Source organism: Epilithonimonas xixisoli, from assembly GCF_004365655.1.
GTDB lineage: Bacteria > Bacteroidota > Bacteroidia > Flavobacteriales > Weeksellaceae > Epilithonimonas > Epilithonimonas xixisoli.
Genome location: NZ_SOEO01000003.1, coordinates 57,480 through 68,745, shown reverse-complemented (window position 1 = coordinate 68,745; position 11,266 = coordinate 57,480). Strand labels below are relative to the sequence as shown.

Sequence of the window (11,266 nt, the reverse complement as noted above, 5' to 3'; positions counted from 1 at the left end):
ATTTGTGTTTTTATATTATTTGAGTCACGATTTTCATTAGTTCCTCACTATTCATTTCTTTTAATTCTTCAGGTTCATCGTCAATTAAAGTGTGCTTTTCATCTTCATAGACGAAGAGTTTCCATTCGTCATTTTGATATTCCAAAGCGGAGAGATTTTCCACCCAATCTCCGGAATTCAAGTAAGTGCATTTTCCTTTTTTGCCAATCACTTCACGGATTTGAGGTTGGTGAATGTGTCCACAAATCACGTAATCAAAGTTATTTTCTATCGCCAATTCCGAAGCTGTCAATTCAAAATCGCCGATGTATTTCACCGCTTTCTTGACATTATTTTTAATTTTTTTCGAGAATGAATATTTCTCCCTTCCGATTTTCTCCAAAAACCAATTCACGAGATTGTTAATCGCAATCAGCAAATCATAACCTTGTCCGCCCAATTTCGCAATCCATTTGGAATGTTGAACCGACGCATCAAAAACGTCACCGTGAAAAATCCAGGCTTTTTTGTCACCAAGTTTCAGAACGTGTTTGTTGCACAACTTCAGTTTTCCCAATTCGAAATCTGTGAAATTTCGGAACGCTTCATCGTGATTGCCCGTGATGTAAAAAACCTCCGATTCCTTTGTTGCAAATGAGATTAATTTTTTGACCACTTTCAAATGAGATTTCGGAAAATAAGATTTCTTGAATTGCCAAATATCAATGATGTCACCATTCAGAATCAAAGTTTTTGGCCGAATGGAATTGAGATAGCGCAACAATTCCTTCGCCTTGCAACCGTAAGTTCCAAGATGCACATCGGAAATAATGACAATTTCAACATCTCTTTTCATTCGTTGATTAAGGGCGATTTCATTCACAATCAGATTTATACAAAGAACGAATTCTAATTTGAACTGTGCGTGAATCGTATTTTATATTTGATGATGCGAAACGGATGAATTTCCTGATTGTCTTAATATTAATTTAAAAAATAAGTGGTTATTCTCTCAAAAATATTAGTTTTGTTCAGTTACAATTTACATTGCACATTTTGAAATGCTTTGCTGTGATTTTAACGCAAAGATTTTTGATTGCTGAAAACATTTTAGTGAGCAAAGATTTTGCTAAAGCAAATGATGAAGCGAGTGCTTAGAAACGGATTCATTCGTTCCTTTGCTCTCTAAAATATGAAGTCGCAAAAAAGAAATCTTTGCGTTTAAAAAAATTAGAATTTATAATAAAAGTTACATATGAAAGGTCAGAATAAACTGTTTTTCGCCATTATTTTCGCATTGATTTTGGGCGTTGTCTTAGGAGGAATTGTCCACACAACTTATCCCGATTCTAAAGAAGAATTTGCCAAAAACATCAAGTTGCTGGGAACTATTTTTATCCGTCTGATTCAGATGATTATTGCACCGTTGGTTTTTTCGACTTTGGTTGTGGGAATTGCAAAAATGGGTGACATCAAAATGGTTGGACGTGTTGGGACGAAGGCGATGCTTTGGTTTATCACAGCATCTTTGGTTTCATTGACAATCGGATTGGTTTTGGTAAATTGGTTGGAGCCTGGTCACGTGACACAACTTCCAATCACAGATACTTCTTCCGCTTCCGAAATCGTGAGCAACAGCAAAGGATTCTCGATGGAAGACTTTGTGAAACATATCATCCCTAAAAGTTTATTCGAAGCATTTGCTACCAATGAAGTACTTCAAATCGTTGTCTTCTCCGTGATGTTCGGGATTGCATTGTCTGCGATGGGTGAAGATTACGTAAAGCCTGTCATCAAAGGACTGGACGTGATTGCCCACGCGATTTTGAAAATGGTTGGCTACATAATGTGGGTTGCTCCATTAGGCGTATTCGGAGCGATTTCTGCGGTGGTTGCCACGAATGGTTTTGAGATTTTCAAAGTTTACGCCATCTATTTGCGCGATTTCTTTTTTGCTTTGGCGGTTCTCTGGGCAGTTTTGCTTTTGGTTGGCTATATGATTCTGGGCAAAAGACTTTTCGAATTGTTGAGAAGAATCAAAGAACCTTTGTTGATTGCATTTTCCACCACAAGTTCCGAAGCTGTTTTCCCGAAATTGGTAGAAGAATTGGAAAGATTTGGTTGCAACAGCCGTATTGTTTCGTTCATTTTGCCATTGGGATATTCCTTCAATCTAGACGGAAGTATGATGTATATGACGTTTGCCTCAATTTTCATTGCTCAGATTTATGGTATTGATATGCCATTGGGGCAACAAATCATAATGCTTTTGGTTTTGATGCTAACGAGTAAAGGAATCGCCGGCGTTCCAAGAGCAAGTTTGGTAATCATCGTGGCCGCGTGTGGAATGTTTGATATTCCAGTTGAAGGTATTGCTTTGATTCTACCAATTGACCATTTCTGCGATATGGGAAGAAGTATGACGAATGTTTTGGGCAATGCCTTGGCTACTTCTGCTGTGAGTAAGTGGGAAGGGCAATTGGAGAGTTAGATATTTATTTTACTATATATATAATTTTGTCATTCCGGAGGAATCTAAACTGTTGAGATTCTTTCAGAATGACAAAATTGCGTTTTAGTGATGTAACAAATCAAAGCTTAGAATTGTCCTAATGTCGTAAACCGATAACCAATGAAACAAGCCTTTTTAATCTTATTCTTTTTAAATCTTTCATTTTTAGGATTTTGTCAAAAAACAGAGCAAACAAAATCAATCGACAATTACCTGGCCGAAGTGATGAAAACTTACGATATTCCGGGTTTGGCAGTTGGCGTTGTAAAGAATGATAAAATAATTTTTCAAAAATATTACGGCAGAGAAAATTTGGAGTCTGATAAAAAAGTGGATTCTAATTCGCTTTTCAGGGTTTACTCTACGACGAAATTGATTACCAATATTGCTGTTTTCCAATTGATTGAAAAAGGACAACTTTCTCTTGAAGATAAAATTTCGAAGTATGTTGACAATCTTCCGAAAGAATGGCAAGATGTGAAAATAAAAAATCTGTTGTCGCATTCATCTGGCATTCCTGATTTTGAACGCCATAATTTACCTACAAACATTTCCAACTCTGAAGTTTTTGAACGACTGTCTAAAGAAAAAATGGAATTCGAAACTGGTAATCAATACAGTTATAATCAGACTAATTATATGATGTTGGCAATGATTACAGAAAAAATAACCGGACAAAAATTTGAGGATTTTGTTTTGAAAAATCAGTTTTCTGATGCTAAGAATAGAATCATATTCAATTCCAATTCTTTTGAAAAAATTCCGAATCGTATTCAGTTTTACAGATATAATGATTCTCTGAAACAGTTTAAAAAATCTACGCACGTTGGTGGTTTGAGAGCGCATCCTGCTAATGGACTGGCAATTTCCCTTCCAGATTTTTTACAATGGAACATCAACCTAGACTCCAACAAATTCCTAAAAGACGAAACAAAAACGTTGATGTGGAAACCTTTTGATTATACCAATAAACAAGATGTTTTTGCGCACGGCTGGGAAATTACCAAAACTGGAAATGTAACGTCTTATGGTTTTTCCGGCGGAAACGTGAGCGCTTACAGTATTTTTCCTGATAATGATTTATCAATCATTTTTATGTCGAACGGTTACAAATACAATTCTTTTCCACCTCTTTATTTTATAGTCAACCATATTGCAGGATTGATTGATAAACATTTAGAGAATCCTTATTGGTCAAGAGAAGAATCGGTTGCTTCTGAAATTATTAATAAGCCTCATATCAAAAAAGAAATCTATGGTTATAGAATTGAGAATGATAAAGTGATTTTCACTTACAAAATCCCTAAAGATTTAAATGCTGAAGCTATAGATAAAATATCTGTTGCTGGTTCATTCAATGATTGGAATCCTGGGAATACAGCTTATCAAATGGTTTTAAAGGACAAAAACAGGTTTGAATTGGTTTTGCCAAAATCTCAATTCGAGAAAGGAAAGATTTATGAATTCCGATTTGTGATGAATAAGAATGGTTGGTTTACGACACCTTACAGTGCACTTAACAACAATGGAAATCCTAATGATAATAATTTGACCATTAAGGTTGAGTAAACATTTCGCCCCTTCAGGGCTTTTTCATCGTGGCATCTGATTGACATCGGGTTTCACCCGACGCTACTGATATTGAGACACTTCGTGGCTCTTCAAATGAAATTTACTAAAAGATAATCTGTAATAATTGTCATTCCGGAGGAAAACTAACAAAGTAGTTAGATGAAGTCAATCTAAACTGTTGAGATTCTTTCAGAATGACAAAATTGTGTTTATTGACATAAGTTCAAATTGATGTACAAACTCCCTAGCCCTGATGGTAGTGGAAATCCTTTTTTGCGTGGGCTTCGAGAACCTCAGCCTGACAAAACGTAATGCAAAAAAGATCGCAACGGACAGCAGGTTCCCGGCTCCTGATTGAGTTGGAGTGTGGGAGAGTTTGAGAGTTTTTAATTGGTACTTTTCGCTCGAACGCTCAAACTCTCCTAACCAACCTAACCTGCCAAAAATCATCCAGATAGACAAAATCACAAATCGTATTGATTCTAAATTAATTTTAAAATCCGTAAATTTGTAGTCACAAAGAATAATAAATTTTATGCTAACGAAATCAAAAGTTCAGGATTTTCTGAAAGAGATAGAAGTGGATGACCTTGTGAGTAATTTCCAAGTGATGGGTGATGATGTGTATATCGATATGACCTCGCACTCGCCTGCAATGCACGAGAAAAAGAAATTGGAAGTTGCTATGAAACAAGCTTTTGCTTCGGAATTTGGCGAACACATCAACTTGAAATTGAAAATAACTTCCCCTGAATTGCCTGCCACTCCTGTGACAAACGAAATCAAAGGAAAGCAAATTGCTGGAATTCAAAATATCATCGCAATTGCTTCCGGAAAAGGTGGCGTTGGGAAATCTACTGTTGCGGCAAATCTTGCGGTGACATTGGCAAAAATGGGATTCAAAGTTGGATTGCTGGATGCTGATATCTACGGACCGTCTGTACCAACAATGCTTGACACGGAAGGACACAAGCCAATCTCTGTAGAAGTGAACGGCAGAAACCTGATGAAGCCAATCGAAAATTATGGTGTGAAAATGCTGTCAATCGGATATTTTTCAGGAGCAAATCAAGCGGTTGTCTGGAGAGGGCCAATGGCTTCCAAAGCATTGAATCAAATGATTCGTGATGCTGATTGGGGCGAATTGGATTTCCTTTTGGTTGACCTTCCTCCGGGAACTGGTGATATTCATTTGTCTATCATTCAGGAAGTTCCTGTTACTGGCGCCGTGATTGTGAGTACACCTCAACACGTTGCTTTGGCAGATGTGAGAAAGGGAATCGCAATGTTCAATATGGAAAGTATCAACATTCCGGTTTTGGGATTGATAGAAAATATGGCTTATTTCACGCCAGAAGAGCTACCAGACAATAAATATTATATCTTTGGAAAACAAGGTGCTCAGTTTATGGCAGAGGATTTGGGAATTCCAGTTTTGGGAGAGATTCCATTGATTCAAAGCATTAGAGAAGCGGGTGACGTTGGAAGACCAGCGGCGCTACAAAAGGATTCTAAAATATCTGAAATCTACATCAAGACTGCTCAGAATATGGTGGAAAGCCTTGTAGAAAGAAACACAAATTTGCCACCGACCGAGGCTGTGAAAATCACAACTATGGCAGGTTGCTCGCCTAAGAAAAAATAATAAAATGAATAATATTAATCAAATTCAAGAAGAACTGGTAACCAAAGTGATGGACGCTTTGGACAGCATTCGTCCGTTTTTGCAAAAAGATGGTGGCGATATTGAGCTAGTAGATGTGCAGGATGACAAAGTTTTTGTAAAACTGCTTGGAAACTGTTCTAGCTGTGGTATCAGCGCTTCTACGATGAAACTGGGTGTGGAAAACACCATCAAGCAATTTGCGCCGGAGATACAAGAAGTTATCAGCGTTTAAAAATAAAAATCCCGATTCAAAATTTGAATCGGGATTTTTATTTTTCTACTATTTCAGCATCCTGAATTTCTTTATTTCCTTTTCTTAGTTGGCTTTCCCAAAGCAAGAATTTATCCACTTCTTTCATCAGCATTGGAATGGCCAAAGCTAAGATTGCCAAATCATCCAAAGCGCCTACAACAGGCACAAAATCCGGAATGATATCGATTGGCGAAATGACATAGATCAATGCCAAAGCGGGAATCAAGACATCGGTGAATTTCATTTTATATTCGCCTCTGTACCATAATTTGAACATTCGGTACACGGAAGGAATCTTCTGGAGAAAACCTTTGTGTTTGATGGCCTCCTGAGCCAGTTTTAATTTTGAATATTTCATTTTTGTTTTTGTGTTTGTTTTTTTAACGAATCAAATTTCGCAAATTCTATTCCAATCAAATCATAGAAAATCGTAATGTTTTGTTAATTAATTACTAAGTCAATCTGTCGGTCAGCTTTGCAAATTGTTTCTCCGCATTTTTTCCTTCATAAAGAATGTCGTAAACAGCGTTGATAATCGGCAATTTCAATTTTTTCTCCTCGCAGATTGAGTAAATTCCTTTCGTTGCGTAATAACCTTCTGCCACCATACTCATCGATTGGATTGCAGATTTCACGGTGTAACCTTTTCCAATCAAGTTTCCAAGATTTCTGTTTCTTGAGAATAAGGAATATGCTGTTACAATCAAATCGCCGAGATAAGCACTTTCATTCACATCTCTTTTTTCAGGATAAATCGCTTCCAAGAAAATTTCCATTTCGCGAATGGCATTGGAAACATATACGGCAATGAAGTTGTCTCCATAACCCAAACCACTTGCAATCCCCGCTCCTATCGCATAGATATTTTTCAAAATTGCTGAATATTCGTTTCCGAGAATATCACAACTTGTATTGACCTTAATATAATAAGAGGACAAAATGCTTTGCAACACTTCCGCATCCTCTTGCCCTGCAACCGCGACCGTCAAATAAGACAATCGTTCCATCGCAACTTCCTCTGCGTGACAAGGACCAGCAATCACCGCCTGATTTTTGAAGCCAATTTTGAATTGGTCTTTCAAGTAATGCGCAACGATGTCATTATGTTTAGGAACAATCCCTTTGATGGCGGAACAGAATAGTTTGTTTTGGTAATCACACGTCAGTTTTTCCATAGATTCTGCCAAATAAATGGACGGAACCGCTAGAATTATCACATCACAATTGGAAACCAACTCGTTGATATCTGTTGTGATTTGTAGTTTTTTTAAGTTGAAAGAAACTGTTGTAAGATAACTCGGATTGTGCCCACGTTGCTCAATAGCACCTTTTACGAATTCATTTCGGACACACCAATGTACTGTTTTACAGTTTTCTGCAAGCATTTTCACAATGGCTGTGGCAAAACTTCCACTTCCTAAAACGCCGACATTCACATTTTTAGATGATTTAGTCAATTTCTTACTCATACTTTATCTGCATTTTCATTTAATAAATATCTATCCCTTTTCTGGAATTACAAATCTAATGCAAATTATGAATCTACCTAAATCTAATCTCGTTTTTACAATATTTTAAGAATAATTAACTTTTATTAATTAGAAAGATGCTTGAGAATATTATTAACACTGATAAAAATAAAATTTCCTTATTTTTGCAATCCATTTTAAAAATGTATTGATGGTTCAATTTCTAAAATCAAAAAAGAAAAAAAATATAGTTCTCATTTTGCTTTTGACGGTTTGTTTTATTCAGGCTTTGGTGATTGCAAAATTGTACAATGGAATAGATGACAAAGTCTATGAAGTGAACATTGTGAAAATCAATAATGAGAAAGACAGCATAGATCACCTCCAACTAAAAACCGATCTTGCCATCGTAGATCAAAGCATCAGAAGCATCGATGGATTTTTAAAATCTAAAAACGTCTCAGACCTAAGAATTGAAAATCTCGCAAAAGACAGTCTCCAAAATGAAGTTTACCTTGCAAAAGTGAGTAATAGATACAGCCAATATTTGGTTGACCTAGAACAGAGATTACAGCAAGTTCCGCTTGGCATTCCTGCAGACGGTTACATCTCTTCCAATTTTGGTGTCAGAAAAAATCCAATTCCACCGAAAGTTGACCCTTCAAAAATAGAGAATCCATCGCACATTGCTGAGGAAAAAGACAGTCTTGGAAATGTCATCAAAAGACAAGCAATCGTAAAAGAAGATAAAAATGCATCCAGCAATGCTCCCGCTGAAAAAGATCAAATGCAGTTCCACAAAGGCTTGGATGTAGCTGTAGCTTATGGAAGTCCGGTGAAAAGTGCGGCCGCAGGAAAAGTCATTTTCTCTGGCGTGAGAGGCGGATACGGGAATTGTGTGATGATAGAACACGGCAATGGTCTGGTAACTTTGTACGCGCATCTTTCCGAGCTTCTGGTGGAGGCGAATGACAGAGTGAAGGTGAATCAAATCATCGCAAAATCGGGGAACAGTGGCCGTTCTACGGGACCTCATCTTCATTACGAGGTTCATAAAAACAATCAGCCGATCAATCCGAGGTTGTTTTTAAATTTTTAACTTAGTATGACTTCGAGAGCCTTAGACTGACAACTTGGGAAGTCTTTGAGAGCCTCAGACTGATAAATAAAAAATTAGCATCAATGAATTTTCTGAATTTAGACTACTTGAAAAACGGTTCTGAAATCCAGAAGAGAATTTTTACAGTTTTGGAAAACCATCAAATTTTTCAAAAACTGAAGGCATACAAACCGATTCTTGCGGGAACATTTCCCATTGGAATTAATACTGAGGGAAGTGATCTTGATATTATTTTGGAAACAGATGATTTTGAAACTTTGAAAAAATTATTAATCAATGAATTTAAGGATCAAAAACAATTCAGCCTCAATCTAATTCAAATCAAGGAAGTAGAATCTCTGATCTGCCAATTTCAACTAGATGAATTTCCTATTGAGGTATTTGCCCAGAACAAACCTACTCATCGTCAAAACGCTTATCTGCATATGATAAAGGAGTTTGAGGTTTTGGAAAAAGAAGGTGAGGAATTTCGAAGAAAGATTATTGAACTCAAAGAACTTGGTTTGAAAACCGAACCTGCCTTCGCCCAATTATTAGGATTATGTGGTGATCCATACCTTGAAATTTTAAAATATTAGCCAAAAAAACGCTCCAGAAATCTGGAGCGTTTTTCAATATATTTTGAGGAAAATTACTTCTTCAATACTTCAAGAAACTCATCGTGAGAGATTGTAGTTTCTACTTTTTTAGATTTCTCCAAGATTACATCTTTCAATTTTGCCATAGCAACTTCAGAAGAGATTTGTCTTACTTGGTTTTCGTCTTTCAACATTTCTGCAGCGTATTTCTGAACCTCATCGTCACCCAAGTGGTGGATTCCGTAGATTGCTAATTGGTTTCTTACCAATTGCTCAGCTTGTCCAAGAACCTCAGCATAATCCAAATTGATTTCGTTATCGTTCATCAATTTTCCTTCTAGAATTTGACCTTTGATAATGTTTCTTTCGTTTTCAAGGATTTCTTTTGCTTGCTCTTCAGAAGTGATGTTTTGGTTTGAGAACAACAACCATTTGATCAAGAATGCCTCAGGTAATTTGATTTCTTCTTTCTCGTTTACTTGCTCTAGAACTTTGTTTACGAAGTGAACATCAGCATTTTGTTGGAAATATTCGTCCAATTCAGTTTTCACTCTTGCTTTCAATTCTTCCTCAGTCGTGATCACGTCTTTACCGTAAACTTTGTCGAACAATTCTTGGTTAAGTTCTGCCAAGTTCAATCCGTAGATGTCTTTCACAGTCACTTCTACCTCGTTGTGGTGAAGGTGTTCTGCTTCTTCTTTAGAGAAACCTAATTGTTTTGCCAATTCTTCTTTAGAAGCAAGATCTTCTTTAGAAACTTTTACAGACTCGTCTTTTTTCAATTTTTTCACCAAATCGTAAGCTTCTTTCTGATCTTTAGAAATGGTTACGTTTTTTGGAGCGTGGTTGTGCTCACCTTCTGCATCTGCTTCTACAACTTGTGCAATTTCCAATGCAACGTAAGAATCTTTACCAATTTTTTCTTCTGGTAATCTCTCAGCGAAACGCTTTTGCATATTTTCTACGCTCGTGTTGATTTCTTTTTCAGAAGCTTCTACTTTGTAGTGAGGCGCTTCGTATTTAGCTAGATCAACAGTGAATTCTGGCTCATATCCAACTTCAAATGCTACAGACAGAGATTCTGCATTGTGATTGAAATCGTTTACTGGCTGAGGAACTGGCTGACCAACTAATCTTAGTTTGTTCTCCGCAACATATCCGTTCAACGCTTCAGAAACTTGTTTGTTGATTTCTTCAAATGCAATTCCTGCTTCATATTGTTTTCTCACCATGCTCAATGGCACTTTTCCTTTTCTGAATCCAGGAACTTGTGCATTTTTTGCATAGTTGATCAGTTTTTTTTCAACTTTTTCTTTATAATCAGATTTTTCCAATGTTACCGTAAGCAATGCACTTACATCGTCATGGTTTGTAGCTGTAACGTTCATTAATTGAAATTTTTAGGTTGCAAAAGTAGGCAAATTATAAGGAAGTTCAAAATTAAATACAGACTTCATATTTATAAAAAAATCATAAAATTTCAACAAAAAATAAAGATGCCTTTCAAAAAGACATCTTTATTTCAAAATATTGATTGAATATTTAGATTAATGAGCATCAACCGTAATATCAACATCGGTTTCTCCACCTGTCGTTTGCCCTAATTGATTAGTTGCAGAAGGATAATTTTGATTTACAGTCGCTGGACCGTGAACCAATTTGATGTTCATTTTTCCTGTTGATTGCAAAGAATTGATTTTCCATTCTGTTCTCAATCCCAATTTTTGTCCGTCTGTTCTTACGATGTCGTTCGCAGATCTAAGAACTGTAATATCTGCATTTGCTGGAGCGAAAGTGATGAAATGGTGGTCTTTCTCTTCCTCGATCTCGTCAGAAGAATGATAATGATCGTCGTGTGCAATTTGGAAATCAAGTTCTGCCAAGTAAGTGTCACCAGCGTGCAAATGCAAATGCTTATCCGCTTTTCCACCAATCACGCTAACTGTATGAACATCCGTTGCGTCTGCTTTATTCGTAAGCGTCAAAACAACTTTCCCGATTTCGTCGTGCTCGTGAACATCTTCTGGAACTGCATCGTCATCATTTCTACAAGAGAAGATGAAAAATGATACTAAAAGAACTAATGTAATATTGATGAATTTTTTCATTTTGATTTA

11 protein-coding genes are annotated in these 11,266 nt (G+C 36.6%); 6 read left to right on the top strand and 5 right to left on the bottom strand.

The features are described from left to right. Positions 1–10: 10 nt before the first annotated feature. Entirely contained in the window at positions 11–835 is an 825-nt protein-coding gene (locus tag B0I22_RS12290) for a UDP-2,3-diacylglucosamine diphosphatase (RefSeq protein ID WP_133945301.1), read from the bottom strand. A 399-nt stretch (positions 836–1,234) separates the two neighbouring features. Between B0I22_RS12290 and B0I22_RS12285 the strand changes: the two genes are divergently transcribed. From B0I22_RS12285 to B0I22_RS12270, 4 genes are all read left to right on the top strand, one after another. Next, entirely contained in the window at positions 1,235–2,470 is a 1,236-nt protein-coding gene (locus tag B0I22_RS12285) for a dicarboxylate/amino acid:cation symporter (protein WP_133945299.1), read from the top strand. Positions 2,471–2,611: 141 nt separating this feature from the next. Further along, the gene (locus B0I22_RS12280) at positions 2,612–4,060 is read left to right on the top strand and encodes a serine hydrolase (RefSeq protein ID WP_133945297.1); all 1,449 of its coding nucleotides are present in this window, start codon (positions 2,612–2,614) and stop codon (positions 4,058–4,060) included. A 538-nt stretch (positions 4,061–4,598) separates the two neighbouring features. After that, a complete protein-coding gene (locus tag B0I22_RS12275) occupies positions 4,599–5,708 on the top strand; it encodes an Mrp/NBP35 family ATP-binding protein (protein ID WP_133945295.1) in 1,110 nt (369 codons plus the stop codon). A 4-nt stretch (positions 5,709–5,712) separates the two neighbouring features. After that, entirely contained in the window at positions 5,713–5,961 is a 249-nt protein-coding gene (locus B0I22_RS12270) for a NifU family protein (protein WP_133945293.1), read from the top strand. A gap of 37 nt (positions 5,962–5,998) precedes the next feature. On the opposite strand, the gene B0I22_RS12265 is transcribed toward B0I22_RS12270, so the two are convergent. Both B0I22_RS12265 and B0I22_RS12260 read right to left on the bottom strand, forming a co-directional pair. Next, positions 5,999–6,340 carry a YkvA family protein gene (locus B0I22_RS12265; protein WP_133945291.1) on the bottom strand — a complete coding sequence of 114 codons (342 nt, stop codon included), beginning with the start codon at positions 6,338–6,340 and terminating at the stop codon, positions 5,999–6,001. A 94-nt stretch (positions 6,341–6,434) separates the two neighbouring features. After that, positions 6,435–7,451: an NAD(P)H-dependent glycerol-3-phosphate dehydrogenase gene (locus B0I22_RS12260; RefSeq protein ID WP_133945289.1), complete on the bottom strand. Its 1,017-nt coding sequence runs from the start codon at positions 7,449–7,451 to the stop codon at positions 6,435–6,437. Positions 7,452–7,662: 211 nt separating this feature from the next. Between B0I22_RS12260 and B0I22_RS12255 the strand changes: the two genes are divergently transcribed. Together B0I22_RS12255 and B0I22_RS12250 are read left to right on the top strand one after the other, a co-directional pair. After that, positions 7,663–8,550: a M23 family metallopeptidase gene (locus B0I22_RS12255; protein ID WP_133945287.1), complete on the top strand. Its 888-nt coding sequence runs from the start codon at positions 7,663–7,665 to the stop codon at positions 8,548–8,550. An 83-nt stretch (positions 8,551–8,633) separates the two neighbouring features. Next, entirely contained in the window at positions 8,634–9,149 is a 516-nt protein-coding gene (locus B0I22_RS12250; protein ID WP_133945286.1) for a DUF4269 domain-containing protein, read from the top strand. 53 nt (positions 9,150–9,202) lie between these two features. Here the strand turns inward: B0I22_RS12250 and B0I22_RS12245 are convergent, their stop codons facing one another. After that, positions 9,203–10,537: a trigger factor gene (locus B0I22_RS12245; protein ID WP_133945285.1), complete on the bottom strand. Its 1,335-nt coding sequence runs from the start codon at positions 10,535–10,537 to the stop codon at positions 9,203–9,205. A 159-nt stretch (positions 10,538–10,696) separates the two neighbouring features. Continuing rightward, positions 10,697–11,257 carry a hypothetical protein gene (locus tag B0I22_RS12240; protein ID WP_133945283.1) on the bottom strand — a complete coding sequence of 187 codons (561 nt, stop codon included), beginning with the start codon at positions 11,255–11,257 and terminating at the stop codon, positions 10,697–10,699. Positions 11,258–11,266 lie beyond the last annotated feature (9 nt).

Excerpts from the sequence above, each read along its gene's own strand:
- B0I22_RS12290 (WP_133945301.1), bottom strand. The coding sequence starts at position 835 with ATGAAAAGAGATGTTGAAATTGTCATTATTTCCGATGTGCATCTTGGA.
- B0I22_RS12285 (WP_133945299.1), top strand. The coding sequence starts at position 1,235 with ATGAAAGGTCAGAATAAACTGTTTTTCGCCATTATTTTCGCATTGATT.
- B0I22_RS12280 (WP_133945297.1), top strand. The coding sequence starts at position 2,612 with ATGAAACAAGCCTTTTTAATCTTATTCTTTTTAAATCTTTCATTTTTA.
- B0I22_RS12275 (WP_133945295.1), top strand. The coding sequence starts at position 4,599 with ATGCTAACGAAATCAAAAGTTCAGGATTTTCTGAAAGAGATAGAAGTG.
- B0I22_RS12270 (WP_133945293.1), top strand. The coding sequence starts at position 5,713 with ATGAATAATATTAATCAAATTCAAGAAGAACTGGTAACCAAAGTGATG.
- B0I22_RS12265 (WP_133945291.1), bottom strand. The coding sequence starts at position 6,340 with ATGAAATATTCAAAATTAAAACTGGCTCAGGAGGCCATCAAACACAAA.
- B0I22_RS12260 (WP_133945289.1), bottom strand. The coding sequence starts at position 7,451 with ATGAGTAAGAAATTGACTAAATCATCTAAAAATGTGAATGTCGGCGTT.
- B0I22_RS12255 (WP_133945287.1), top strand. The coding sequence starts at position 7,663 with ATGGTTCAATTTCTAAAATCAAAAAAGAAAAAAAATATAGTTCTCATT.
- B0I22_RS12250 (WP_133945286.1), top strand. The coding sequence starts at position 8,634 with ATGAATTTTCTGAATTTAGACTACTTGAAAAACGGTTCTGAAATCCAG.
- B0I22_RS12245 (WP_133945285.1), bottom strand. The coding sequence starts at position 10,537 with ATGAACGTTACAGCTACAAACCATGACGATGTAAGTGCATTGCTTACG.
- B0I22_RS12240 (WP_133945283.1), bottom strand. The coding sequence starts at position 11,257 with ATGAAAAAATTCATCAATATTACATTAGTTCTTTTAGTATCATTTTTC.